Annotated in this window: 18 protein-coding genes; 10 read left to right on the top strand and 8 right to left on the bottom strand. The window is 67.1% G+C overall.

From position 1 onward, the window contains the following. Nucleotides 1–166: 166 nt before the first annotated feature. The 4 genes from ABD231_RS16970 to ABD231_RS16955 form a co-directional block, all read right to left on the bottom strand. Complete coding sequence (locus ABD231_RS16970; RefSeq protein WP_344152098.1) at nt 167–1,000, bottom strand: alpha/beta fold hydrolase; 834 nt, start codon at nt 998–1,000, stop codon at nt 167–169. A gap of 221 nt (nt 1,001–1,221) precedes the next feature. Next, nucleotides 1,222–2,118 (bottom strand): RecB family exonuclease, encoded by an 897-nt coding sequence (locus ABD231_RS16965; protein WP_344152096.1) that lies wholly within the window; start codon nt 2,116–2,118, stop codon nt 1,222–1,224. Beyond that, nucleotides 2,096–2,713, bottom strand: coding sequence for a MarC family protein (locus ABD231_RS16960; RefSeq protein ID WP_344152094.1), 618 nt, complete (start codon nt 2,711–2,713; stop codon nt 2,096–2,098). The genes ABD231_RS16965 and ABD231_RS16960 overlap by 23 nt, the downstream gene beginning before the upstream one ends. Next, nucleotides 2,710–3,594 (bottom strand): PHP domain-containing protein, encoded by an 885-nt coding sequence (locus ABD231_RS16955; protein WP_344152092.1) that lies wholly within the window; start codon nt 3,592–3,594, stop codon nt 2,710–2,712. Before ABD231_RS16955 ends, ABD231_RS16960 begins: the two co-directional genes overlap by 4 nt. A 101-nt stretch (nt 3,595–3,695) precedes the next feature. Between ABD231_RS16955 and ABD231_RS16950 the strand changes: the two genes are divergently transcribed. Then, a complete protein-coding gene (locus ABD231_RS16950; RefSeq protein WP_344152089.1) occupies nt 3,696–4,100 on the top strand; it encodes an NUDIX domain-containing protein in 405 nt (134 codons plus the stop codon). A gap of 42 nt (nt 4,101–4,142) precedes the next feature. Beyond that, nucleotides 4,143–4,910, top strand: a complete 768-nt coding sequence (locus ABD231_RS16945; protein ID WP_344152086.1) for a GNAT family N-acetyltransferase — start codon at nt 4,143–4,145, stop codon at nt 4,908–4,910. Nucleotides 4,911–4,984: 74 nt separating this feature from the next. On the opposite strand, the gene ABD231_RS16940 is transcribed toward ABD231_RS16945, so the two are convergent. Then, on the bottom strand, nt 4,985–5,395 hold the full coding sequence (locus ABD231_RS16940) for a DUF4267 domain-containing protein (protein WP_344152083.1): 411 nt from the start codon (nt 5,393–5,395) through the stop codon (nt 4,985–4,987). An 88-nt stretch (nt 5,396–5,483) separates the two neighbouring features. Here ABD231_RS16940 and ABD231_RS16935 point away from each other — a divergent pair, with 88 nt between their 5' ends. Continuing rightward, entirely contained in the window at nt 5,484–6,038 is a 555-nt protein-coding gene (locus ABD231_RS16935) for a TetR/AcrR family transcriptional regulator (protein ID WP_344152080.1), read from the top strand. Here the strand turns inward: ABD231_RS16935 and ABD231_RS16930 are convergent. Beyond that, nucleotides 6,035–6,610: a histidine phosphatase family protein gene (locus tag ABD231_RS16930; protein ID WP_344152077.1), complete on the bottom strand. Its 576-nt coding sequence runs from the start codon at nt 6,608–6,610 to the stop codon at nt 6,035–6,037. The two genes, ABD231_RS16935 and ABD231_RS16930, sit on opposite strands and share 4 nt — an antisense overlap. Nucleotides 6,611–6,703: 93 nt before the next feature. On the opposite strand from ABD231_RS16930, the gene ABD231_RS16925 reads away from it, so the two are divergent. From ABD231_RS16925 to ABD231_RS16895, 7 genes are all read left to right on the top strand, one after another. Then, nucleotides 6,704–7,756 (top strand): LacI family DNA-binding transcriptional regulator, encoded by a 1,053-nt coding sequence (locus tag ABD231_RS16925; RefSeq protein WP_344152074.1) that lies wholly within the window; start codon nt 6,704–6,706, stop codon nt 7,754–7,756. A gap of 26 nt (nt 7,757–7,782) precedes the next feature. Next, on the top strand, nt 7,783–9,066 hold the full coding sequence (locus ABD231_RS16920) for a sugar ABC transporter substrate-binding protein (protein WP_344152071.1): 1,284 nt from the start codon (nt 7,783–7,785) through the stop codon (nt 9,064–9,066). Continuing rightward, nucleotides 9,066–9,935, top strand: a complete 870-nt coding sequence (locus ABD231_RS16915) for a carbohydrate ABC transporter permease (RefSeq protein WP_344152068.1) — start codon at nt 9,066–9,068, stop codon at nt 9,933–9,935. The genes ABD231_RS16920 and ABD231_RS16915 overlap by 1 nt, the downstream gene beginning before the upstream one ends. After that, nucleotides 9,935–10,747, top strand: a complete 813-nt coding sequence (locus tag ABD231_RS16910; RefSeq protein ID WP_344152065.1) for a carbohydrate ABC transporter permease — start codon at nt 9,935–9,937, stop codon at nt 10,745–10,747. Before ABD231_RS16915 ends, ABD231_RS16910 begins: the two co-directional genes overlap by 1 nt. Before the next feature lie 10 nt (nt 10,748–10,757). Beyond that, complete coding sequence (locus tag ABD231_RS16905; RefSeq protein ID WP_344152062.1) at nt 10,758–12,365, top strand: glucoamylase family protein; 1,608 nt, start codon at nt 10,758–10,760, stop codon at nt 12,363–12,365. After that, nucleotides 12,362–14,173 (top strand): GH39 family glycosyl hydrolase, encoded by a 1,812-nt coding sequence (locus ABD231_RS16900; protein WP_344152059.1) that lies wholly within the window; start codon nt 12,362–12,364, stop codon nt 14,171–14,173. The genes ABD231_RS16905 and ABD231_RS16900 overlap by 4 nt, the downstream gene beginning before the upstream one ends. A 96-nt stretch (nt 14,174–14,269) precedes the next feature. Beyond that, the gene (locus ABD231_RS16895; RefSeq protein WP_344152056.1) at nt 14,270–15,571 is read left to right on the top strand and encodes an alpha-L-fucosidase; all 1,302 of its coding nucleotides are present in this window, start codon (nt 14,270–14,272) and stop codon (nt 15,569–15,571) included. Nucleotides 15,572–15,618: 47 nt separating this feature from the next. Here ABD231_RS16895 and ABD231_RS16890 read toward each other — a convergent pair whose 3' ends face one another. After that, nucleotides 15,619–19,575 (bottom strand): RICIN domain-containing protein, encoded by a 3,957-nt coding sequence (locus ABD231_RS16890; protein ID WP_344152053.1) that lies wholly within the window; start codon nt 19,573–19,575, stop codon nt 15,619–15,621. An 8-nt stretch (nt 19,576–19,583) separates the two neighbouring features. Then, nucleotides 19,584–25,730 carry an RHS repeat domain-containing protein gene (locus ABD231_RS16885; RefSeq protein ID WP_344152050.1) on the bottom strand — a complete coding sequence of 2,049 codons (6,147 nt, stop codon included), beginning with the start codon at nt 25,728–25,730 and terminating at the stop codon, nt 19,584–19,586. Nucleotides 25,731–25,854: the final 124 nt, after the last annotated feature.

Below are 25,854 nucleotides of genomic sequence, written 5' to 3'. Positions count from 1 at the left end.
GCCCGCCGCGCAGCCGTCAACCGGGTTTGCGTCGGGAAGGACACGTAGTAGTCCCGCCGGAATCGTTTCCGACCGCCTCCACACGGCGTGTCGGGCCACTACTACGTGTCGTTGGCGACAGCGACCGGCCGGCCGGAGACCCCTCAGACTCCGGCCGGCCGGGGGATCACTCGGACTCGAGGACGCGAGCCAGGAGGGTGGCGAAGGGTTCGGGGTGGGTCAGGTAGCCGGCGTGGCCGCCGGGGAAGGTGACGACGGGCCAGCCGAGGTCTTCGGCGATCTGCTGGATCGGGCGGCCCGGGAGGTACTCCATCGAGTCGGCACCGGCGGCGGGGACGACGCTCGCGGCGGCTGCCTTCAGGGCTTCCAGGTCGGGCTGGTAGCGGGTGAAGGGCAGCAGTTTGTGCTGGTAGAAGTTGGCCGCGTTGCCCTGGAAGCGCACGAACATCTCCAGGATCTCGGGCAGCATGTCCTCCGGCGCGGGCGGCTCGTCCTGATCAGCACCGAGACCACGGCTGAACAGAACCTCGGCCGCGTCGACTCCATCGGTTTGATAGGTGTCGTAGACCTGCTCGAAGAACGCTCGGTGGTCGGCGGCGTCCGGCAGTACTTCGACGGCCGGCGGCTCATGCGCGACCAGCAGCCGAACCCGGTCGGGGTGGCGGCTGATCAGTTCGAGGCCGGTGATCGCGCCTGAACTGCTCCCGAACACGTACGCCGGTTCGCTCCCGCCGACCGCGTCGATGACGGCCAGCGCGTCCTCGGCCGACTGGTCGACTCGCTCGTCCGACGCAGCACCGTCGTACGGGCTGCGTGAGCAACCGCGCGGGTCGTACGCGACCACCGTGTAGTCCGCGGCGAGCCGGCCGACGATCCCGTCGAAGATCCCGGCATCGGTCCCGCCACCGGCGATCAGCAGCAGCACCGGCCCCGATCCCGTCACCTCGTAGTGCAACGTCGCACCCGGCACAGCCAGCTTGTTCACCGTCTTGGTACCCATCGCAGGCAACCCCTCTCACTCGTTGCCTCACCCTCCCCCGCCCCGCTGGCACGCCACGCACACCGCGCTGGCATCCCCCGACCGACAGGACGTATACACCCACTGAAGGCCCCCGGCCGCGCTGCCAAGCGTGGCACCGACACCCAGCACCCATATACGTCCTGTCCGACGGAAGATCGCAGGCACGAGTGAGACCGCACAGGCCAGGAGCGGGCGGGGGGTTAGTCGAGGGCTTCGGTGGGTGGGAGGTCTTCTAGGCCGGCCCAGGGGTCTCGGGGTGGGGCTACTCGGCGGCCTTGGGGGCAGATGCGGGCGAAGTCGCACCAGCCGCAGAGGGGGGAGGGTTCGGGTGGGAAGGCTTCGTCGGCCTCGGCTGGGGTGAGGCCTTCGGCCCAGCGGGATTCGGCGGCGGCTGCGTCGTCGACGATCGATTCGGCGCGGCGTTGGTGGCGGGCCAGGGAGTCGTCGTCGTGGTCGGCGGCGGCGACCGTGTTCGTGGGGAGGTGATGGAGCTCGACGCGGGTGCAGGGGCGGTGCAGGACGCGGCGGGCGCCCAGCACGTAGAGGGCCATGGCGAGGGACGAGCGTGCATCGGTCGAGGTGAGTGGTCGGCGGCCGGTTTTGTAGTCGACGATCACGAGCTCGGTGCCGTCACCGGAACGCGCCGGCCGCTCGTCGACTCGGTCGATTCGACCGCGCAACGACGCACGCGCGGTGGTGAATGCGACAGTGCGTTCCACCCCGCGTGGTTCGTAGTACGGGTCGGATTCCCGCAGGTACCCGAGGACCATCTCGGTCGCCCGCTCGCGCCAGTCCAGCGACTGGACCTCGTCCCGGAAACCCTCGTCTCGCCAGCCCACCCGGATCCGGGCGACGACCTCGTCCGGTGTACGGCGGGAGGCCGGCCAGCGACCGAAGAAGTCGGCGAGCACCTCGTGGACGATGCCGCCGACCGTGTTGTGCGCCCACGCCGGACCCTTCGGCGGACGCGGCCGCTCGAGGTACGTGTAGCGGTACTTGCGTTTGCAGTCCGCGAACGTCATCAGCTTGGTCGGGGTCGCGACGAACAGCCGCGTCGGCATATCCGGAAGCACGTCACCCAGCCTTGATGAAGTCACTCACCGCGTCCGCCACCAGCTGGACGGCGATCGCACTCAGCAGCAGACCGGCGATCCGGGTCACCAGCAGTACGCCGTTCTCCCCCAGGATCCGCATGATGATGCCCGAGAACCGCAGGGTCAGCCACATGATCAGGTGGATCGCGATGATGCCGACCGAGATCGCGACCACGTCCGGCAGCCGACCGTCCGCACGCTGCACGAACACCATGGTGGCGACGATCGCACCAGGCCCGGCCAGCAACGGCGTACCCAAGGGGACGAAGGCGATATTCACGTTCTTGGTCTGGACCGGGTCCTCGGCGGTATCGGTCAGCAACTGCAACGCGATCAGCAGAAGCAGCAGACCGCCCGCACACTGCAGAGCAGGCAGCGTGATCCCAAGGTGAGACAGGATCTGCTGACCGAACGCCGCGAACACCACGATCACGCCGAACGCGACCAGCACCGCCTGCCAGGCCGCTCGCTTGCGAACCGCGCGCGACTGCCCGGCGGTCAGCGAGATGAAGACCGGCACCGTGCCCGGCGGGTCCATGATCACGAACAGCGTGACGATGACCGAGCTGAGCAGACCGAGGTTGATGATGTCGTTCACGGCAGATACGCCTCTGGAGCCTGTACGCCGACTGCCGCCGCCGCATTCGCCTTCGCAACCTCGAGCAGCCGCTCGAACTGTTCGGGCTCGGTCGTGTTCACACCGAGATCGTGGTCGATCTTGCCGGCCCCGTGATGGTCGCTCGAGCCGGTCCGGATGATGCCGAGGTCGTCGGCGATCCGGGTCAGCACGGCCCGCGACTGCGGTGAGTGGTCCTGGTGGTCGACCTCGATCCCGGCCAGCCCGTGGTTGTCGACGAGCTGCGCGATCATGTCCTCGGTCATCACCTTGTAGCTGGACCGGCCCCACGGATGCGCGATCACCGGTACGCCGCCGGCCGCGCGGACCAGGTCGATCGCGTGCCCGGGCTCGATCGCGTAGTGCGACACGTGACCGGCCCGGCCGTCGGCGAGGAACCGGTCGAAGGCCTCGGTCCGGTTCGCGACGGTGCCGTTGGCAACGAGTGCGTCGGCGACATGCGGCCGCCCGACCGACGGCGTACCGGTCGCTTGGGCGAGCACCTCGTCGACGGTCAGCGCGACGCCGATGCTGTTGAGCCGGGCAACGATCGCCGGGATCCGGTCGGTGCGGCCGTCGCGGACGGTCCGGAGCTCGTCGGCCAGTTGCGCCGACGACGGATCCAGCAGGTACCCGAGCAGGTGCACGCTGATCCCGTTGAGCTTGCAGGAGATCTCGATCCCCGGCACGAACCCGATCCCGAGCCGTTCCGCCGCCTGCCGCCCCTCCACCCAGCCGTCGGCGGTGTCGTGGTCGGTGAGCGCGATCACGTCGAGCCCGGCCTGCCGGGCGTGACTGATCAGGTCGTCCACCGGGTCGGTGCCGTCCGAGCGGTTCGAGTGGGTGTGCAGATCGATGCGCACGAGCGGTCGGGATCCCTTCGCCGTACCTGATATGGACAAGTTCCACTGCAGATGCTATCCGTGATCACCCCCGGAACCCGCCGGTTGTCCTACCCTGGGCCATGGAATCGCAGCGCATCGACTGTGTGGGAGCACTCGTGTACGACGAGCAACACCGCCTGCTCGTGGTCCGCCGCGCCAACGACCCCGGCCGCGGCCTGTGGGCCCCACCCGGCGGACGCGTCGAACCGGGCGAGGACGACCCCACCGCCGTGGCCCGCGAAGTCGCCGAGGAAACCGGTCTCACGGTCGAGGTCGGTCGCCTGATCGGCGAGGTCGAACGCGAAGCCCCACAAGGCAATCTCTACGTCATCCGCGACTACGAGGCCACCCCGGTCGCCGGCACCCTCACCCCCGGCGACGACGCCGACGACGCCCGCTTCGTCACCCGCCCCGAACTCCTCGCCCTCCCCACCACCACCCTGCTGATTTCCACGTTGGACCAGTGGAACGCCCTGCCCAGCTGAAACCTGTGGCATCCGGTACGGCGACTGCGTGACACTGCCTTGATGGACCTGGCGCAGGCGATCGAGGACAACACGGCCGAGCTACTGATGGCGATGGGCGCAGCCGGCGGTGGTTCTCAGCGCGACGATGCATCAGCCCGGTGGACGATCGGCGGCTCACCGCTCGACTATCACAACGCAGTCGTCGCGGCTCGCGGTGATCTCGAGCAGGTCGTCGCCGAATCAGCAGCCGAGTTGCGAAGGCACGGCGTACCAGGCACGTGGCATGTCGGCCCGTCCCTGCGCTCCCCCGAACTCACCAATCACCTCACCGCGGCCGGCTTCGCCCCCGACGGCAGCGAGCCCGGAATGGCCCTCCGGCTCGCCGACCTCCACACCCCAACCGCCGTACCGGGTCTGGGTCTTGAGCGCGTAACCGACGATGCCGCTCTAGCGACCTGGGCTCACACGCTCGCCCAAGGCTTTGGCGAAGGCGAGAAGGAAGCCCGCTGGGTCTCATCCATCTACCGCACCCTCGGCTACGAAGACCCCTGGCGCCACTACATCGCCACCCGCAACGGCGCCCCCGTCGGCACCATCACCATCTACCTCACCGGCGCCACAGCCGGCGTCTACTTCGTCATGACCGTCCCCGAAGCCCGCCGCCAAGGCATCGGCGCCGCCCTCACCCACAAAGCCCTAGCCCAGGCCGACACCCAGTACGCCGTACTCACGTCCTCCAACGCCGGCCACCCCGTCTACGCCTCACTAGGCTTCCAAGACCACTGCACCGTCGACCTCTACACGCTCAGCCCACAAGCGGGGGCTTGAACAAGAACCGGTGGGCGACCACAGGTCATTTCTTGTTCAAGCCCACCGTGGGGCCTCCACACCCCCGACTGCGGTCACGGGGTGGCGGTGGCCATCGGAGCAGCAGCGGTTTCGGGGGTGGCGGGGCGCTCGCGGAGTAGGAGGGCGGCGTCGGCGAGCATGACGGCGGCGGTTAGGGCGTGGACGAGGAGGGCGTAGATCAGGGAGCCGCCGTGCGTGGAGACGATGATCGCGTCGGTGATGGGGACGATCGCGATCACGGCCAGGATGATGCCGGTCGGGCGGCGCTGGCCCAGGGCGAAGAGGGCGAGGACAACGAGGCCGAGGGCGATGTCGCGGATGCCTTTGACGGGGAAGAAGCCACCCGCGGCGGCGGTGATGCCGAAGCCTGCGGCGGCGCCGGCTCCGTCGAACAGGAAGCGGGTGCCGAAGGTGAGCGGGAAGATGCCGATCAGGATGGTCAGGACGGTGGTGAAGCGGCGCATCGGATTCTCCAGTTTCTAGCAGTGCTAACTTTCCTAGCAACGCTAACATTGCGAGCGCTAGATTGTCTAGCAGTGCTAGCGTGAGCACATGCCTAGTCAGGATCGTCGGGAACGGGCCCTTGCCGAGCGAGGGGCGTTGATCGTTCGCGCGGCTCGTGAGCTTGCTGAGGCCGAGGGATGGGATGCGGTCACCACGCGGCGGCTGGCGGAGGCGGTCGAGTACAGCCAGCCGGTGCTCTACAGCCACTTCAAGAACATGCAGGCGATCGTCACGGCCGTGGCACTCGACGGGATTGCTGAGTTGGCCGTCGTACTGCGGGATGGTCGCGAGGCGGGTGGGTTGCGCGGGCTCGCCGAGGCTTATCTCGGGTACGCCGAAGCGCACCCCGCGGTCTATGCGGCCGTGTTCACGCGGCGGACCGATCTGGCGTTCGGGACGGCCGATAGCCCGGAGGTTCTGCGGATCACGTTCGGTGAGCTATATGCCGGAGTCGAGCCCTACGCGACCGGGGACGTGGAGACGCTGACCGAGGTGTTCTGGAGTGCACTGCACGGCCAGGCCACCCTCAACCACGACCGCCGCCTAAGGCCGGCGCAGCGCACCGACCGCGTCGAGCAACTCGTCAGGCTCGTAACCGGCTAGCTGTTCCAGTGCAGGATGGCGGGGGAACCGCGGTCCCAGCCGAGGGTAGAGACGGTGGCGGTGTCGAGGACGAAGTGGCGGCCTTCGGTGGCGTCGAGTTCGAGCCAACGGGCGGCGAGGGCTCTTAGCGCGTGGGAGTGGCCGAAGATCAGGGTGTCGCCGTCGGTGGCGGCGATGCGGGCCACGACGCGGTCCAGGCGGGTTGAGACGTCCTTGGCAGTTTCGCCGTTGGGCACAGGGTGAGCCCAGACTGTCCAGCCGGGGACGGTTTTGCGGATCTCGGCGGTGGTGATGCCTTCGTAGTCGCCGTAGTTCCATTCGGCCAGGTCGTCGTCGACCTCGGCGTCGGGGAAGCCTGCCAGTTCGGCGGTACGGCGGGCGCGTTGGCGCGGTGAGGTCAGGACGAGATCGAAGGTCTCGTCGGCCAGCCGGTCCCGGAGTGAGGTGGCGATGCGCTCACCCTCGGGAGTCAGTGGCAGGTCGGTGACAGAGGTGTGGCGGCCGTTCTTACTCCACTCGGTTTCGCCGTGGCGTACCAGGAAGAGCCGGTCCTTACGTTCCGCAGTGGTCACGGATTCATCCTGCCAGACCCGCTCTCAGCCCTTGACCGTTTGAACGATCCACGGCAGGGTAACCAAAGTGTAAGCGCTTCCACTGGAGGTTCCATGGCGACCGGCAGGCCCGCGACGATCTACGATGTCGCGGCTCTCGCGAAGCTGTCGATCGCGACGGTTTCGCGTGTCCTGCAAGGGACTGGGCCGGTTTCGGAGAAGGCGCGGGCTCGCGTTGGACAGGCTGCGGCTGAGCTGAACTACGTGCCGCTGCGGGCCGCGCGCAGTCTTGCGGTGCAGCGGCATGAGGCGCATGGACTCGTGCTGCCGGATCTCAGCGGTCCGTTCTACGGCGACCTCCTGATGGGGTACGAGCGATGGGCCGGTGAGCACGGCCAGAGCGTCGTACTCACGGTGACGCACGGGAACGCGGATCCGCGCCGTACGGTGCGCGATCTGGCCGGGCGGGTCGACGGAATCGTTGTCCACGGCAACGCTCTGGACGTGGCGACGATCCAGGAGCTGCGCAAGGCCGGCGTACCGCTGGTGCTGGTTGCGCATCCGCCGGTCACGGGGTGCGACAGCGTTCGCACCGAGAGCCTGTCGAGTGCCGAGCAACTCACCGGGAGATTGCTGGACGCCGGACGGAAGAACCTTGTGTTCGTTGGTGATCCGGCCAGCTCGTACGACGTGTCCGAGCGGTACGCCGGTTTCGCCAAGGCGCACGAGTCGCGGGGCGAGGTGGCGCCGGAGCCGATCCGGGTCGAGCTGACCGAGATCGCGGGGCGCGGTGTCGCCGAAGACGTGCTCGCGCGGACGAGGGCGAAGCGCGACGGAGTGGGGCGACCAGGCGGCGTGCGGCGACCCGATGGGTTCGTGTGTGCGAACGACGAGCTTGGGCTGGCGGTGCTGACCACCTTGCGAGGCGGCGGGATCGACGTACCGAAGGACGTTGTGGTGACTGGGTGGGATGACGTGATGGCGGCTCGGTATGTGTCGCCGGGGTTGAGCACGGTACGGCAGCCGATGGCCGAGTTGGGGCAGTTGGCGGCGCAGCGGTTGCACGAGCGGGTGACTGGGGAGCGGACTCGCGCACGGAACGACGTACTCGCCACGGAGCTTGTCCTGCGGGACAGCTGTGGCACCTCGGGGGCAGAAGAGCAGTAATGCGGTAACCGAGTGAGGAGACAACCATGTTCACCCACAGCACCCGCCGCCGACTGGTGATCGGCTGCGCACTAGCGTTGACGCTGGCCGCCTGCGGCCGGTCGACCGATACGCCGGCGACGGGCGGTCAGGCGACCACGACCGTCAGCGACGGGCCCGCGACCGGCGACCTGACCATCTGGGCGATGGGTACCGAAGGCGAGAACCTGCCCAAGCTGATGGAACAGTTCCAGCAGGCCAATCCGGGCGCGAAGGTCACCGTCACCCCGATCCCCTGGGATGCCGCGCACAACAAGTTCACCACCGCGATCACCGCGCAGAGCCTGCCGGACGCGGCCATGGTCGGCAGCACCTGGATGGGTGAGTTCGCCGATCTCGGCGCTCTCGACCCGACCCCGCAGGGCTTCGACAACTCGTCGTTCTTCCCGGGTGCGCTCGACACGACCAAGGTCAAGGACGTCCAGTACGGCGTTCCCTGGTACGTCGAGACGCGGCTCGTGTACTACCGCAAGGACCTGGCGAAGAAGGCCGGAATCACCACGCCGCCGACCGACTGGGCCGGGCTGAAGGCGATGGCGAAGGCCATGAAGGACAAGGCCGGATCCAAGTGCGGGATCAACCTGCAGCCAGGTGGGACCGGGTCGTGGCAGACGGTGATGCCGTTCGCGTGGTCGGCCGGGGCCGAGATCACCTCCGACGACCAGAAGACGTTCACGTTGGATACGCCGCCGATGCAGGAGGGCTTGCAGTACTTCCAGAGCTTCTTCACCGACAAGGTCGCCTGCACCGACCTGCCGCCGAACCAGACCGAGGCGCAGTTCGTCAACGGTACGGCGCCGATGTTCATCTCCGGACCGTGGATGGCGGGCTCGGTGGCCAAGGCCGGTGGTGAGGCGATGAAGCCGAACATCGGCGTGTTCCAGCTGCCGAAGAACAAGACCGCGACGTCGTTCGTCGGCGGCTCGAACTTCGTCGTCTTCAAGAACTCGAAGAACAAGGACAGCGCCTGGAAGCTGGTCAAGTGGCTGTCCGAGGAGAAGACGCAGGCGGCCTGGTACAAGCTGTCCACCGATCTGCCGGCCGTGAAGAGCGCCTGGCAGGACCCGAGTATCGCGAACGACCCGCTGCTCCCGGTCTTCGGCAAGCAGATGGAAGATGCCAAGGCCCCGCCGTCGATCGTGAACTGGGAGCAGGTCGCCGCCGCCTTCGACACCGAGATCGAGAAGATGGTCAAGGCCAACCAGTCCCCCGCCGACACCGCCAAAGCCATCCAGACGAAGGCCAGTCAGATCGGCACCGGCGGTAGCTGATGCGAAGGCAAACCGCAGCTGCCTGGATCCTGGTGCTGCCGTTCGTGGTGCTGTTCCTGGCGTTCACTGCGGGGCCGGTGCTCGGGTCGCTCGGGATGAGTTTCACCGATATCAAGCAGCGGGATCTGCGGACGCCGTTCTCCGTGGAGAGCGTCGGGTTCGGCAACTACCTGAAGGCGTTGCAGGACGAGACGTTCCGCAAGGCGGCGTTCAACACGGCGTACTTCGTGGTGATCGGGGTGCCGTTGACCCTGGTGGTCGCGCTGGGCGCCGCCGTACTGCTGGATCGTGGAGTGAAGCGGTTCCAGGCGCTGTTCAAGGTCGGCTACTACCTGCCGGTGGTGACCTCGATCGTCGCGATCGCGGTGATCTGGCGGTTCGTACTGGCTCCTGATGCCGGTTTGCTGAACACCGTGCTCGGCTGGTTCGGCATCGACGGGCCGAACTGGCTGGCCTCGAAGACCTGGGCGATGCCGTCGCTGATCGCCATGGCGGTATGGCGGAACTTCGGGTCGGCGATGATCATCTTCCTGGCCGGGTTGCAGGGGATCCCGCAGTCGGTCGAGGAGGCCGGTCAGCTCGACGGTGCGGGCTCATGGCAACGATTCCGGTACCTGATCGTTCCGTTGCTCAGGCCAACGATCCTCTTCACCAGCGTGACCACGGGGATCGGCTACCTGCAGTTCTTCGAGGAACCGTTCGTGATGACCCAGGGCGGTCCGCTGAACAGCACGGTGTCGGTGTCGATGTACACGTACCAGCAGTTCGGCTTCGGCAACTACGGTCTCGCGACGTCCATGGCGTACCTGTTGTTCGTGGTCATCGCGGTGATCACGTTCATCCAGTTCCGGCTGCTGAGGGAGAAGTGATGCGCCGTACCTGGTGGATCTATCTGATCGGAACCCTCGGCCTGGTCGCGGTCGCGGCACCGTTCCTGTGGATGGTGCTCGGTAGCTTCAAGACGCAGGGCGAACTGCTCCGCGTCCCGCCGACCTGGCTGCCCTCGGACGCGACGACGGAGAACTACGAAGCCCTGTTCAGCAAGGCGCACTTCCCGCGGTACTTCCTGAACTCGGGTCTGGTCGCGCTGATCGTGACCGCGGGCAATCTGACCTTCTGCTCGATGATCGGCTACGCCCTGGCCAAGCTTCAGTTCCGAGGCCGCAACGCGTTGTTCGTCGTGGTGATGGCGACGCTGATGATCCCGGGCATGGTCACGTTCGTCCCGCTGTTCGTCCTCGTCACCAACGCCGGGCTGGCCAACAGCTACCCCGGCCTGATCCTGCCGTTCCTGGTCTCGCCGTTCGGTGTGTTCCTGATGCGGCAGTTCTTCCTCGGACTCCCCGACGACCTGATCGACGCCGGCCGCGTCGACGGCAGCAGCGAGCTCGGCATCTTCGCCCGGATCATGCTCCCGCTGACCAGGCCCGCCCTCGCCACCCTCGGCATCCTCACCTTCCTCGGCTCCTGGAACAACTTCCTGTGGCCGCTGGTGATCGCCCAGACCGAGGACAAGTACACCCTTCCCGTTGCCCTGGCGCTGTACTCGACCGGCCAGAACGCGCAGAACTTCGGCCTGCTGATGGCCGGCGCGGTCGTGGTCGTCGTCCCGGTGCTGGTGATCTTCCTGGCCTTCCAGCGCCACGTCACCAAGGGCATAGCGATCACCGGACTGAAATGAGGAGTGACTGATGACCGCCACCATCAACCGTCGCACATTGTTGACCGCCGCTGGATCCGCCGCTCTCCTCGGGGGCACAACCCGAGCCTATGGCGGCGAGCCCACGCCCGGCGTCCTCGGGGGCAGCGAGCCCGCTTCCCCCGCCGAGCTCCTCCGAGGCGGCTGGCGCCCCAGCCGCGCCGACAAGGCGCTCGTGGGGAGGTGGGCTCGGGATACGTGGCGCAGTCTCGTCGCGATGACCGACGAGCGAACCGGGTTGCCTGCTGACAACATCGGTGAGTCCGTCTCGAACCCCGTGCGGAGCAAGTACACGTCGCCTACCAACATCGGCGGCTACTTGTGGAGCACGGTGGTTGCCCGGCACCTTGGGATCATCTCGCCGCAGGAATCGCTGCGGCGGATCACGCAGACGCTGACGACGATGCAGAACGTCGTCCACCACACACCCAGCGGCATGTACTTCAACTGGTACGACGAAGCGACCGGCGAGGTGCTTCGTGTCGACCCCGACGGCACGAAGCCGATTACGCCGTTCGTGTCGAGTGTCGACAACGGGTGGTTCGCGTGTGCGCTGATGGTGGTCCGGAACGCCGAACCGCAGGCCCGCGCACTCGCGGATTCCCTGTTGAACAAGATGAATTTCGCCTACTACTACAACCCGGCCGCCCGCCCCGGCGGTCTCATGCGCGGCGGCTTCTTCGAGACCTCGCCGCCCGACGAGGCGACCGACAAGGGCAACCACGCCGGCACCGGACCGGACGTGTACTACCGCAAGTTCCACTACGACACCTGCAACACCGAGGCGCGCATCGCCGGGTACGTCGGGTTCGCGCTCGGCCAGGTTCCGCCCACCCAGTACTTCGCGACGTACCGCACCTTCCCCGATTCGTGCGACTGGTCGTGGGTCGAGCAGAAGCCGAAGGGTGTGCACCGCACCTACCTCGGGCTCGACGTCTTCGAGGGCACCTACGAGTACCGCGGAATGCGGCTCGTCCCCTCGTGGGGCGGCGACATGTTCGAGTCGCTGATGCCTGACCTGTTCGTCCCCGAAGCGACCTGGGCCCCGCACAGTTGGGGCATCAACCACCCGCTTACCGTCCGCGCTCACATCGAGCACGGTCTGGACGAGGCGAAGTACGGGTACTGGGGCTTCTCCCCCGCCTCGAACCCCAAGGGCGGCTACGCGGTGTACGGCGTCGACGCGATCGGCATGGATCCGGGTGGTTATCCGTCGGACCTCGAGGCGACGAACTTCGACGCGGGATTCGAGGGTTGCCGCGAGGGCATCAACCCCAACCCGACGTACGGCGATGGTGTCGTCACGCCACATGCCGCGTTCCTCGCGATGTCGTACGCACCGCGGCAGGCGATCGAGAACCTGTGCCGGATCGAAACCAACCTGCACGCGTACGGCGGCGGTGGTTTCTACGACTCGGTCGCGGTCAAGTCGGGCCTCATCGCCAAGCGGTACCTCTCGCTCGACCAGGCGATGGTGATGGGTGCCATCGGCAACGTCTTCGGCAATGACCTGATCCGTCGCAGCTTCGCCGATCGTCGCGCCGAACGCGGTATCCGCCCAGTGATCAGCCAAGAACGTTTCGAGTCGGGCCTCGTATGACAGAGGACGCCAAGGCCGACTGGGACGAGCGAATCGCGCTCCGCAGCGACGAGGAGCGCGAGTTCACCTTCCCCGAGCTCGATCCGCCCAAGGAGGTGACCGCGGTCGGCGGCGTCGGCCAGGTGACGATCGACTGGTCGCCCGTCGAAGGCGCAGTCGGGTACTTGATCCTGCGCTCGACCGGCGACCACGGTCCGCTCGAACCGGTCGACCATCACAGCGGCGACATCCTGTCCGTACCAGGCCCGCCGTACGTCGACACGACCTGCACCCCGGGGACGCCGTACCACTATGCGGTAGCCAGCGTGCCCGAGGTGACAGTCGCCGGCCGCCCGAGTCACAGCGTCGGCGCGGTCCCGTTGGTTGCCGACGACACCGTTCCGCGGGTCGATGTCACCGTCGATACGGTTGCTGAAGGCACTGAACTGCACCGGCCATGGGTCCCGATGATCGGCAGTGAACGACTCAGCCAGCTGCTCTGCACCGACACCACCGGCGGCCACGAGATCGGCGTCGAACTCGAGGACGCACTGCGCCGGATGCACGACGAGCTCGGCGTCCAGACGGTCCGGGCGCACGCGATCTTCCACGACGACACCCATGTGATCGACGGGTCGTCGTACGACTTCTCCGTGGTGGACACGATCTACGACAAGCTGCTCGCGATCGGGCTGCGGCCGGTGGTCGAGCTCGGCTTCATGCCGCGCGAACTGGCCAGCGATCCCTCGAAGACCGTCTTCGAGTACGGCGCGATCATCTCGCCGCCGGAGTCGTACGAGCGCTGGCACAACCTGGTCCGCGCGCTGGTCGAGCACCTGGTCGACCGGTACGGCCTGAGCGAGGTGCTGGCCTGGGACTTCGAAGTGTGGAACGAGGCGAACCTCGAGGTCTTCTGGTCCGGCACCAAGGCCGAGTGGCTCCACCTGTACGACGTGACTGCCGCAGCCGTGAAGGCGGTCGACGAGCGACTGGCCGTCGGCGGACCGTCGTCGGCTGCAGCGGGTTGGGTGGATGACCTGCTGGCGCACGCCCGGGCCAACGGCACCCCGGTCGACTTCGTGTCGACGCACACCTACGGTTCGCCGCCGCTCGACGTACGGGCGTCGCTGGAGCGGCACGGGTACGGCGATGCGCGGATCCTGTGGACCGAGTGGGGTGTGACTCCGCGGCACTTCAACCCGATCAACGACTCGGTGTTCGCCGGTGTATTCCTGCTGCGCGGGATGCGGTCGGCGGCCGGGCGGGTGGACGCACTGGCCTACTGGGTCGCGTCTGACCACTTCGAGGAGCTGGGCCGACCACCGCGGTTCCTGCACGGCGGTTTCGGGCTGCAGACCGTCGGTGGGGTGCGCAAACCGCGCTACCACGCGCTGAGTCTGCTCAGCCGGCTCGGACCGGTCGAACTGCCCGTCACAGCCACCGGTGATGGAGGCGGCAGTCTGATCGAGGCCTGGGCCTCGCGGGACCGCGACCGGATCGCCGTGCTGCTCTGGAACCTGACGCTGGACCAGACCAAGGCAGACGGCGCCCCAGAACTGACCAGGACGGTCCACGTGGAGCTGCCCGGCGTGGATCCGTCCTGGCAGGTCACTGCGACCACACTGGGCATCGGCGCGGGCGATCTGGCCGCTGCGACCGCAGAGCTCGGGATCACCGACTGGCCGACCGAGGCAGAGCTGGCCCAGCTCACCGAGCGCAGCCGGATGATCAGTACGCCGCTGGAGCTGACCGGGACCGCGGTCGAGGTGACGCTGCCGATGCCGTACGCCGTTCTGCTGGAGCTCACTCCAAATAGATCGGATCTCTAGGAACTTAACTGCGTGAATTAATCGCCGACTCTGGCGGGTCGCGGCCAAACGATCGACTATAGATCGGATGACCGCGACTCCCTGAGGAGCTTTCCCATGCCCGATGGTCCACCCGCAGCCTCGATCGAGAGGTTCCGCGACTGGCGGTTCGGCCTGTTCGTCCACTGGGGCCTGTATGCCCTGCCCGCCCGCCACGAGTGGGTGAAGAACCGCGAGCGGCTGACCGACGAGGACTACCAGCCGTACTTCGACCACTTCGCACCTGACCTCTACGACCCGCGCCAGTGGGCCCGTGCGGCTCGCGAGGCCGGCATGCGGTACGCCGTACTGACGACCAAGCACCACGAGGGCTTCTGCCTGTGGGACTCGGCGGTGTCGGACTACACGGTCGCTCACACCGCCTGGGGCGCCGGCAAGGACCTGGTGAAGCAGTTCGTCGAGGCCTGCCGCGAGGAGGGTCTGGGGATCGGGTTCTACCACTCCCTGATCGACTGGCATCACCCTGAGTTCCCGATCGACCTGATGCACCCGCAGCGCGACGACGAAGAGGCGATCGCCAAGGCGGCCGGCCGCGACGTCCAGGTGTACGCCGACTACCTGCACGCGCAGACCCGCGAGCTGCTGACGAACTACGGCGACATCGACATCATGTGGTTCGACTTCTCCTACCCGGGCCGCAACTACCCCGACGGCCGCGAAGGCCACGGCAAGGGCCGCGACGACTGGCGTTCGGTCGAGCTGATGGCGATGGTGCGCGAACTGCAGCCCGGCATCCTGATCAACGACCGCCTGGACATCCCCGGCGACTTCGTGACGCCAGAGCAGTACCAACCGGACGGTCCGATGGAACGGGACGGCGTACCGGTGCTCTGGGAGGCCTGTCAGACCCTGAACGGCAGCTGGGGCTACGACCGCGACAACCTGGACTGGAAGTCACCAGAGCTACTGGTGAAGATGCTGGTCGACTCCGTCTCCAAGGACGGCAACCTACTCCTGAACGTCGGCCCCACCGGCCGAGGCGAGTTCGACCCACGCGCCCTGGCCACACTGGCCTCCATCGGCGAGTGGACCCGCCTGCACGAGCGCTCCTTCCGCGGCGCCCGCCCCTCGGAGCACACCGCACCAGCGGACTGCCGCTACACCCAGAACGGCAACCGCCTCTACCTGCACTTCTTCTCCTGGCCAATGGGCCACATCCACCTCCCCGGCCTGGCCGGCAAGGTCAAGTACGCCCAGCTGCTCAACGACGCCTCCGAGATCAAGCGCATCGTCAACGACCCACACCAGCAGGCCCAGAACACCACCATGGGTGGCACAGCCTCCGACGTACTCACCCTCGACCTCCCAACCCAGAAGCCGGACGTCCTGGTCCCAGTGATCGAACTCTTCCTGAGCTGACCGCGGCGAAGGGGCCGGTACGTCGTACCGGCCCCCACCCGTCCTGCTCAGATCTGGTCGAGCTTCCAGCGTTGGCAAGGCCCGTTCCAGTAGCGCCAGGTGATCAGACTGGCGTCCGCGACCGAACTGCAGGCCGCGATGTCGAGCGAGAGACCGTTGGCCTCCCTGGTGATCGACCACGAGCCGTTGAAGGCCGGCTCCACCCGCCAGCGCTGGCAGGCGCTCTCACTCTCCGGCATCGTCGCCACGGTCTGAGCCAAGGCATCCGTGCAGCCCGGGACGTCCAGCGCCTCACCGGTGCTCGGCTCGATGATGTGGTAGATGTCGTCGCCCAGCGGCTTCATCAGCCACCGTTGGCACGGGCTGTTCGGGATCCAGTCCCACATCCGCACCCTGGCGTCCGCCCGGCAGTTCTCGACGTCGAGCGCCAGATCCTTGTCGCTCGGGTCGTTCGCGCCCTGCAGGCGGTACTTCCCGGTCGGCTGGGACTGGTTGAACCCTGCGCGCAGGATCCACTGCTGACTCGCCTCCGCCGTACAGCCGCGCTGCACGATGGTGACGTCCTGGCCGGAGCTGCCCTGTGCGGGTGACGCGCACTTCGAGCTGTGCGCGAACTTCAGCCGCACCACGGTGTCGTAGCTGCTGCCCTCGAGGTACTCGATCCGCAACTGCTGGTTCGCCGTGCCCATGCACGGATACTGCAGGACCGTGGTCTCGTCCGTGTGCTGCATGTTCATCACGTCGAGGCACCGCGGCCGGCCGTCCTGGCCGTTGCCCTGGAAATGGGCGGTCTGGATCTCGTACTGGTCGGTGCCGGCGATCTGCTTGAGCCGGAACCGCTGGTTGAGTCCGCCGTGGCACTCGTGCTGGACCAGCCGCTCCGAGTCGGCCTGGCTCGACAGCCACACGTCGAGGCACTGGCTGCTGTTGCGGTTCACCAGTTCGTACGTGCGTTCCTCGATGTCGAAGCTCGGTCCGGTGCTGGCACCGACCCGTGGCTCCTTCCACCGGCTGGTCGCCGGACCGAACGACGTACCGGTCGAGGCGAGGGTGTAGACCTCGCGGCCACCACCGTCCAGCGAGACGAACAGGCCGGCGTCCTCCTTGCCGTCACCGGTGAAGTCGCCGATCGCCAGCGCCGTCCGGGCCGGGTCGAAGGTCGTCGTGTTCCGCCACCAGTCGCTCAGGGCGTACGCCGTACCGGTCGAGCGGAACACCTTCAACGAGGCATCGGCGCCGCCGTTCTCGTACAGCGCGACGATGTCATCCTTGCCGTCGCCGTCCACGTCGGCCACCTGCGGCTTACTGCGTTCCCAGCAGTAGCCGCCGGCACCCGAGTCGTGCAGCGTCACCGGTGTCGCGGCGAACGCCGTACCGCTGGACTGGAAGTACCTGGTCAGCGTGCGGCACCCAGCGAGGTTCTGCATGTCGACGAGGTCGGCCTTCTTGTCACCGTCCACGTCGGCCAGCAGCGGTGCACTTCCGGCCCACGGACTGGCCGTCTGCGACCACTCCACCGGTGTCGTCAACGCCGGACCGAGGAACGTCAGCGTGCGCCAGCTCGTGCCGGAGACGTTCAGCTGGGCGACGATGTCGGACTTGCCATCGCCGTTGACGTCACCTGCGATGATCCGCGCCGAGCTGAGCGGCCAGCCGTTCGCACCGCTGTGCCAGACCGGCGATGACTCGAAGTTGTACCGCTCTCCGGCCGACAGACCGCGGTACATGCCGATCCGCCGACCGGACTCCTCACGGAACAGGACGGTGTCCGTCCTGCCGTCACCGTCGAAGTCGCCCCGGACCGGCCGGGTCCGGTACATCGCGAAACCACCGCTGGCGCCGGAGTCCCACGCCATCTGACCAGTGTGCAGAGTGCCGTCGGGTTTGGTGACCACATTCCAGATCGAGGTCCGTCCGTCGCCCTGGTCCAGCACCGTGGCCAGGTCAGCGCGGCCGTCACCGTTGACGTCGTTGCGGACCAGCGCCGGCAGCTCCGTGAGCTCCCCGGCACTGAGCGACCAGACGGACGCGGTGTCGCTGACATTGTTCGCACTGTCGACTGCTCGCACGTAGAGCGTCTTCGACTCCGGCTCGGCACTGCCGGCCTTCTGGAACACGGTCAGCGGGAGCTGGATCGTGCCGTCGGGCCCGGCCTTGATCCGGCTCAGTACGCGTTCCGGCTGGAACCCGTACAGGTACTCGGCCACATCGGTGTCACCCGTCGCGGGCTTGAGGGTGACAGTCCCGACCGTCCGCGCCGGGATGGCCGCCTCCCCGTCCGGGAAGTCGGTCGACGACAGCACCGCCGTACCGGGCTTCTTCGCGTCGACCCGGAAGTAGCAGCGCGGGGTCTCCGGCCCGAAGTCGACGCCGTCCCCACCGACGTTGTCGTTGGCCTTCGCCGAATAGGAATAGGTCTGCCCGTCGACGAACTTCGCCCGGTCGATCGCCGGCCAGGCGAACGCGGACCCCGAGGTCGTCGTCGCCGAGTCCACCTCGTGGACGACGGTGTTCTCCGGGAACTTCCTGATCGTCAGCCGGGTGACCACGTTGTCGCCGTCCTTGTCCGACGACTTCGCCGAGAACGAGTAGCCCGACAACGGCCAGCTGACGATCGTCTGCGCAGTGGCGGTGCCACACGGCCGGGCCCGGCTGAAGTTCACCCGTTCCGGCGCGTACGGCGCGTTGTTGTAGGTCACCACGATTTTTGCCGACCCGCCGTGGAACCTCTTCCACTGCAGGATGGCGCTTTCGTCCGGCGCTTTCAGACCGAAGGTGATGACGCCGTCGCGCCGGTCGGCCGCGCCCTGGAACGCGCCGGTGACGCCGTCCCAGCCCATCAGCATGTCGGGCTGGCCGCCGTTCGTCCGCGCGTTGCCCCACGCCGTACCGAAGAACTCACCCCAGTGGCCCGCGGTGTTGTTCCAGGTGACCGGCTGATTCCGGTCCAGCGCCGGGGTCCGGAAGAGGTCGACCGGCTGCGGTGAACCGGACGAGCTGTGATCGAGCCAGATCTCGAACCGGCTGCTGATGATCCGGGACCCGGCCACATCACCGGTACCGAACTGGAAGAACGACCGGTAGGTGATCACGTTGTCGTACGAGCGACCGACCTTGGCGCCCTCGCCCCGGTCGTAGTCCCAGTACGACTGATTCGGGAACTCCTGGCTGACATGGGTCCACAAGTAGTTGTTCACCGACCAGGACGGGTCGATCGTCACCGGGTACCGAGTCGTTGCTGCGGACAACAACTTCTGATCCGGCACGATCACCAGATCGCTCCCCGACCGCTTCGTCGGGATACTCGCATGACGTGACCGCGGCTCGGCGTCGGCGCTCTTCGCCTGGACCGGGCTGTCCCACATCACCGCCTGTCCCGCGGTGAACAACGCCTTGCCCTTCGCGTCGGCGGCGACCGTCGTACCGTCGGCCTTCGTGGAGAGCTTCAGACCGCTCCCCCGGACCGGGAACCGCAGCTCCCGCAACGCCGGGTTTCTGGCCGCCTCCCGGTCCTTCACGACCAGCAGGTGCTGGAAGCCGGTCGCTTCGGCCCGGACCTTGAGATCGACCCCGGGCAACACCTCCTGGTACGTCGCGGTGTCGCCGGACAGCACGGGTTTCGGCAACCGGCCCGGCCAGCTCATCCGCACCTGCTTGTCATCTTTGCCCAAGGCAACAAGCTCCCCGGTACCGCCCGCCGACAACTCCAGGTCGGTGACGATCGCCCCCGGCCGGACAGTGCCGTCGGCCTCCAGCCGCAGGGTCGTGTCGATGGGCACCCAGCCCGTGCCCTTGCGGGCCCGGACCGGGTACGCGAACTGTTCCATCGTGTGCAGGCCCGAGGGTTCCCGGAACACCTGCTTGGTCTCGGTCCGCAGATGCTCCAGTTCAACCCGCTGGACTCCGCCTGGACCGGACGCGGCCGAAACCGCGCCCACCGCCGGCCCTGGTGGCAGCACCAGCGCCGGCACCAAGACGACACTGACAATCAATCCGGTTCTCATGGCGCTCCTCAGCAACCCGAGTAGCTGCTCTTGCAGAGGTTGTCGATATGTTCCTGCCGCTCCTCCGGCGTCAGCGGCCTCGTGGGCCTCCACCTTTGGTCGTTGTAGATCAGCCCGCCGATCGCCTCACCTGCCTTGCTTCCGAGCCAGCCACCCACCACGCCGCCGAGGAAGCCGAGACCGACGCTGCAGACCACAGCCGCCGGACCACACGCCGCACCAGCCGCGGCGCCGATCGCCTTGCCCGCCGCGCGGCCGGCGGCACCACCGATCGCGAAACCGGCGCCCTTACCGACCAGACCGCCGGCGTCCTTGTACTTCTCCTCCTCGTCCTTCTTGCGTTTCTCCTCGTCCATCCGGCGCTGTTCGGCGTTGACCCGCCGGTTCACCTCGGCAGCGGCCTGGGCGGCCTTGGCGTTCTCGTTGATCTGCTGGGCGACACCGGCCAGCTTGTCGACGCCGTGCTCCATCCCGTTGATGCTGCTGTTGGTCTGTTTGGCGAGGTTGAGCGCCTCCTTCAGCTCCGGGACGTAGACGAGTTTCTTGGTGACGATCCGGATGATCTCCGAGGTGTGATACCTGATCGTCCGCACGATCTCCTTCCAGCGGACCACCTGTTTCGCGACCTCGTCGGTGATCTTCTGGGCGAACTCGTGCATGCCGAACGCGGAGGCGATCTTGGCCAGGAAGGTGTAGATCACGACCGTCACGTAGATCGTGACGATCTCCTTCTTCAGCTCCTTGATCCGCTTCACGTGTTCCCGGATGACCGTCTTGGTCGTCGTGACCGTCTGGGTCCGGTACCGCTTGCCGTCGGCGTCGACGAAGCTCGCCGGGCTGTTGTTGGCGTAGGAATAGCCGTTCAGCTGTTGTGGATCCTCCGCGTCGACGACCGGGTCCACCGAGATGAACCTCCCGGTGAGTGGGTCGTACTCACGCGCCCCCAGATGGACGAGACCGGTGGAGTCGTCCCTGGTGCCGCCGACGAAGTCCCGCTGACCGGGCCAGGCCGTCGGCATCGGTCCGCGGACCTCGCCGTACGGGGTGATCCGTTTGCGTTGGTACGCCTGGGTCTGGGAATCGACGGTCAGCGTCGCCGAGCCGTGGTGGTCCGAACCCAGCCAGGTCAGTTTGGTGCCGACCCGGACGCCGATCGTCTGCTTGCCGAACGTGTAGTGCCTGGTCCCCAGCTGGGAACCGTCCGGCATCAGCAGCAGTTCGGTGTCACCCAGATACAGCGTGGTGCCGGTGCTGTCCCGGCGGAGCAGTCGGTTGCCGTCGGCATCGTAGACGTACTCCGTCTTCTGGGCGCCCTTCGTGACCTTGGTCAGCTTGCCCTCGACGTCCCATTCGAACGCCTCCCCGACCCCGGCGACGTTCCGTGTCGCCTGGTTGCCCGCGGCATCGTAGCTGTACTCACTGACCTTCGTGCCGGCATCCGGCAACTGGGTGGTGACCTTCTGTACGGCGTGCGGCCGGGCCTGCCCCGCCGCCGGGTACTCGTAGGTGCTGGTGGTCACCCCGGCAGTCGTGGTGCGCTTCTCGGTCTTGCGGTTGCCGATCTGGTCGAACGTCCACTGGTGCCAGTACGGCGCCGGTCCGCCCAGCTGGCTCGCTGCTGTCGGCTGGACACCACAGTTCGCGTCAGCAGGTGTCCAGGCCTGGGTCAGCCGCCGCGATTCGTCGTACCCGAAGCACTGCACGTCCTTCGGCTCCGTGCTGCCACTCGCCGGCGCGTCGATGATCTTGGTGACGTTGCCGGCATGGTCGTACTCGTAGCTCTGGTCCAGCACCCGCTGCGGGCCGAGGGTCTGCCGCTGGGCGAACGAGCGGGTCAGCCGCCGCGTCGCGTCGTCGTACACGTAGTTGTGCCGCAGGTACTTGCCGCCCGTCGGCTTCACCTCGAGATAGGTCAGGTCGCCGTAGACGTTGAACTGGGAGTCGGTGACGTACGTCCCCGCCTCACTCGACATCGTCTTGGGCAGATCGTTGGTGTCGTACGTCGTGGTCAGCGTCTCGGCCGGCAGACCGCCGACGCCCGGGACCTTGACGGTGGCCGGCTGCCCGGTCTCCGTGTAGGTGTTCTCCGTCGTGTAGGTCTTGGCCAGACTGCCCTCGGACGCGGGCAACGTGACCTTCATCCCGAGCGGCTGACCGTTCGGTGCGTATCCGGTGATCTCGGTCTTGTACGCCGCACCGTCGACGTATCGGGTCGCCGTACTCGGGGATCCCTTGGCGACGCCGTCGTACGTGCGCTCGGTCCGCAGCGGGCCGTCGGGCGTCCCCTCGCGAACCGTCCGCTCGCGGCCGATCTCGTCGTAGGTGAAGAAGAGCTTCGTCCCGCGGTTGTCCGTGCTGGACGTCTTCTGGTCCAGCTCGTTGTAGGTGTACGTCGTCGTGCCGCGGTCCGGCTCGACCACCTTCACCCGGCGGCCGCGCAGGTCGTACTCGTAGCGCCAGCTGTTCCCGGCCGGGTCGGTGACGGAGGACAGCTGTCCCGCCTTCGTGTAGACGTACGCCGTCTTGTCGAAGTTGGTGCTCTCACCAGGCGTGTTGTAGGTGCGCAGTTCGAGCAGCTTGCCCTGGGCATCGTTGATCCGGGTCGTCGCCTGCTCACCCGCCGGCGGGTCCACGGTCTGGCGGTCGACCTCGTTCTTGTACGTCGTCGCCCACTTCTGCTCGTTCTTCGACCAGAACGCCTCGGTCAACGGCCGCTCGAGCGCGTCGTACGTGGTGGCCTTGCGCGCCGGCAGCTCCTCCTCGACCGGGACGAACACCTGGTCGCCGGGCGGAGCGTCGTTGTAGTACGGGTTGTTCTCGATCACCTGCAGGCCGCGCGAGTCGTACTGGATGTCGGTGATCACTCGCCCGATACCGTCGGCCGCCGCGGTCTGGACCTGCCGCTTGCGCTGCAGCCCGTCCAGGATCTCGTAGCTGGTCTCGAACGTGCCGTCGGCCCGCAGGCTCTTGGTGTGCACCACTCCGGGCTCGTCCACGCCGGCCAGATAGGTGTGCTCGACGTTCGGCGTCGCCGCCTGCGCACGTCCGGGCAGCCATACCTTGGCGACCCGGCCCAGCGCATCACGCTCGGAGACCGTACTGCGGTTTCCGACGTCGGTGACCTTGGTCGACTGCCCCCAGGCCGGGTCCAGCTCGGTGCTGGAAGTGTGCCCGTTGGCCATCGTCACCGTCGTCTTGGTGACCGGACCGTCCGCGGGCAGGTAGCCGAAGGTGGTGGTGTTGTTCTTGGCATCCGCCTCGGTCTTGCGCCGCCCATGGTCGTCGTACGTCGTCGTCAGGACCGTCTCGTACGTCGGCGCGCCGCCGGGCGTGAACCCGGACAGTCGCTGCGCAGCCGCCGGACTCGCGATCTCCGGCGTGGTCCCGCCGGTGTACACCTGCTTCTCGTCCGTGATCACGTCCGCGTTGGTCCACGGCTGGTCACACGGCTTGGCGACCATCTGGGTCCTGGCCGGCAGCTCGACGATGCCCTTGGCCGGGTTGCTCGCGTACTCGTAACGGGTGCAGGTGTCGTCGGCCGCTGTCGAGAGATCGTTGGCGTTCGAGGCAGCCGTCAGCGCACCGGTGGCCGAGTACTCGTTGCTCGCCGCCGTCTCGCGGAATCCACCGCCAGGCTTGGCCTCCCACTGTTTGACGGCCTTCTGCTCGACCTTGAACGCGCTCGTGGTGCCCCAGTCGCGCACCCGGGTCGACGTGGCCGGCGAGATCCACGAGTCGGTGATGGTCCGCTCGGAGATCGCACCGTTGACCAGCTTGGTGGTCTCGCGGACCTGTCCGGACAGCGTGTTCAGGTCCGGTGTCCTGGCCCCCGTGGAGTCGAGCAGGTCGACATCCTTGACGCCGCCGTCCTTCAGCTTGTCGCCGTCCATGCCTTGGAAATAACGGTTCTCGGTCACCGTCTGCGGACCACTCGGATGCCCCTTGGTGGTGACGACCCGGTCGTAGCCACGCCATTGGGACCAGGTCTTGCGGCCGATCTCGACGAGTCCGTCCTCGTCGTCATGCCGCCAGGCGGGCCTACCGGGGTAGCTGATGGTGGTCATCACCGGCTGCATGCCGCTGACCCGGTCGGACTCGGTCACCGAGGTGACGACGTACTTGTGGAACCAGTCCTCGCGCTCGTCGACCTCGCCCGGCGGCGTCCATTTCATCGGGTGACACCGGCGGTCGTTGCGGTCCACCGGCGGGACGTTGCCCGGCAAGCTGCAGTCCTTGTCGGAGTACGTGATCGCCAGCTCACCACCGGTGCCGTAGTGGATCGCACGGATCCGGAACCAGTCCAGCAACGGCCGCGCCGTACCGTCCGCGACCCGGTTGTTCATCGCCACCTTGTCGAAGTTGATCTCCGGCATCGCGACCGCGCCACTACCCACCTCACCGATGTGGGTGATTGCCTCCAGCCACAACCGCGGGCCGGTGTTGTCACCAGGGTTCGGGAACGAATGGCGCAGAGTCCACGTGTCGACGGCGTCGAACGCCGTACCACGCCAGACCTCCGTGCGGACCTTGCTGAGCTTCTTCTTCGTCCAGAAGCTGGGTCCGGTCTGGGTGCACTTGGTGGTGCTGGTGCACTCCTGATCCAGCGGAGTGTCGAAGTAGTCGGCCGGAGCACAGTTGGCACCGGCGTTGCAGCGCTCGGTGGTGTCGAAGTGGACGCGAGCGACCGGCTTCTCGGACGACACCTGACCAGCGGTCTGGCCGTACTCGATCCGCTTGATGTTGCCGGCCCGGTCGTAGCTCTTCACCGTCGTCTGCGTGCCGTTGTACGCGTAGTTGTTCTTCTCGGTCTCGTAGAACAACGACATCGTGTTGCCGTGCAGGTCGACGACGTAGTCCAGGTTCCACCGGTAGACCTGCTGGCAGAACGAGTCCGCGAAGGCGGGCTTGTTGCACTGCTCACCGGCGTGGTTGCCGGCCACCGGGACCGTCCAGGCGGAGTTCGTCGCCTCGGCGCCGGCACCCGGCAGCTTGTTCAGGCCGAAGTAGAACTTCGTGCCGTCCTTGGCGGTGATCACCCAGTGCTCGCCGCGCTCGGCGTCGGCGCCGCCCTCGTCACCGTTGGGAGCACCAGACAGCCGCTCGACCTTGGTGCCGTCGTCACTCTTCGGCCGCCACTGCTTGGTGGTGTCGTCGAGGACGAGCTCACCACCCTTGCCGTTCAACGTGAAGGTGGCGTTGTCGGTGGCGAAGCACAGGTCACCGACCATCCGGTTGCCGTTGTTACCGGTCTTCTCGGACTTCGACCCGCAGGACGCGTACCGGCGCTCGATCGAGCCGCCCGGCGCGAGGTCGAAACCCTCACCGGCCCAGGAGGTCTGGTTGTTGGTTCCAGAGGTCCGTCCGTCGACACTGCCCGAGGAGTAACCAAGGCTCATCGTCGGAGTCGGCCCACCGGTACCAGGCGGCGCACGGAACGGGTACTGCCAGTTGAAGTCACCCGACGAACCACCGATCGACCACGACGCCGTCGGCGACAGTTGCGTGTTGCCGAAGTCGCCGGCTGGGCCTCCCGCGGCCGCCTCCATCGCGTACAGGCCGGTGGCCGGTACCTGGGCGCTTAGCTTTCCGTCACCACTGTTGCGGGTGGCAATCGGCGTACCGGAGGAATGGTCGACGAGGCGGAGCCGGGTCGCCCAGTCACCGCCGTACGCATGCCGGAACGCCTGGTAGTTCAGCTCCAGGTTCACCTTGCCGTTGGACCGCGCCTTGTCGGTGCTCGAAAGCCGCACCAGCATCGACGAACCGCGCTTGCCGAGCAGCTCGACCTTCACCCCCGCGGGCGCCGTACCGTCGGCGGCTGCCGGCCCCACCGCGACCGGCAGCACTCCAGCGGCCTTCTTCGGCAGTACGCCGGACAGCTTCGCTCCCCACGTCACCTCGGGCAGCTGCACCTCGGCCGAACCGGTCGCCGGCCAGGAGACGGTCGGTGTCTTCACCACGTCGACGTCTAGATCGGGTTTGCGTGGCTGCACCTTGTAGTTCGAGCCGTGCACCGGCTTGACCTTGGTGCCCTTGACCGTCTTTTCTTCTGCCTCCTGCGCCGGAGCCGCCGTCGCACCCGGCGGATGCAGACCGGCAACGAGCGTCAACCCGAGCACAACAGCCCAGGTACGCCGAAGCACACCTCGTGACATGGAACCTCCCCAGTAGCGGAGGGTTCACTATCAGTGAGCGTTCGGAAGCACCTCAAGGAATTCAGCCGGGGCGCAAAGGTCAGCACGGACCTTTGCGCCTCGGTCGAAAGCTGCGCCTACCTTT

It is taken from the genome of Kribbella yunnanensis, from assembly GCF_039529655.1.
Taxonomy (GTDB): domain Bacteria; phylum Actinomycetota; class Actinomycetes; order Propionibacteriales; family Kribbellaceae; genus Kribbella; species Kribbella yunnanensis.
This window is presented reverse-complemented; position numbering and strand designations above follow the sequence as displayed.

What these genes read in the sequence shown, in the direction of transcription:
- ABD231_RS16895 (WP_344152056.1), top strand. Translation starts at nt 14,270, where the DNA reads ATGCCCGATGGTCCACCCGCAGCCTCGATCGAGAGGTTCCGCGACTGG.
- ABD231_RS16915 (WP_344152068.1), top strand. Translation starts at nt 9,066, where the DNA reads ATGCGAAGGCAAACCGCAGCTGCCTGGATCCTGGTGCTGCCGTTCGTG.
- ABD231_RS16920 (WP_344152071.1), top strand. Translation starts at nt 7,783, where the DNA reads ATGTTCACCCACAGCACCCGCCGCCGACTGGTGATCGGCTGCGCACTA.
- ABD231_RS16885 (WP_344152050.1), bottom strand. Translation starts at nt 25,730, where the DNA reads ATGTCACGAGGTGTGCTTCGGCGTACCTGGGCTGTTGTGCTCGGGTTG.
- ABD231_RS16940 (WP_344152083.1), bottom strand. Translation starts at nt 5,395, where the DNA reads ATGCGCCGCTTCACCACCGTCCTGACCATCCTGATCGGCATCTTCCCG.
- ABD231_RS16925 (WP_344152074.1), top strand. Translation starts at nt 6,704, where the DNA reads ATGGCGACCGGCAGGCCCGCGACGATCTACGATGTCGCGGCTCTCGCG.
- ABD231_RS16905 (WP_344152062.1), top strand. Translation starts at nt 10,758, where the DNA reads ATGACCGCCACCATCAACCGTCGCACATTGTTGACCGCCGCTGGATCC.
- ABD231_RS16890 (WP_344152053.1), bottom strand. Translation starts at nt 19,575, where the DNA reads ATGAGAACCGGATTGATTGTCAGTGTCGTCTTGGTGCCGGCGCTGGTG.
- ABD231_RS16950 (WP_344152089.1), top strand. Translation starts at nt 3,696, where the DNA reads ATGGAATCGCAGCGCATCGACTGTGTGGGAGCACTCGTGTACGACGAG.
- ABD231_RS16900 (WP_344152059.1), top strand. Translation starts at nt 12,362, where the DNA reads ATGACAGAGGACGCCAAGGCCGACTGGGACGAGCGAATCGCGCTCCGC.
- ABD231_RS16970 (WP_344152098.1), bottom strand. Translation starts at nt 1,000, where the DNA reads ATGGGTACCAAGACGGTGAACAAGCTGGCTGTGCCGGGTGCGACGTTG.
- ABD231_RS16945 (WP_344152086.1), top strand. Translation starts at nt 4,143, where the DNA reads ATGGACCTGGCGCAGGCGATCGAGGACAACACGGCCGAGCTACTGATG.
- ABD231_RS16935 (WP_344152080.1), top strand. Translation starts at nt 5,484, where the DNA reads ATGCCTAGTCAGGATCGTCGGGAACGGGCCCTTGCCGAGCGAGGGGCG.
- ABD231_RS16910 (WP_344152065.1), top strand. Translation starts at nt 9,935, where the DNA reads ATGCGCCGTACCTGGTGGATCTATCTGATCGGAACCCTCGGCCTGGTC.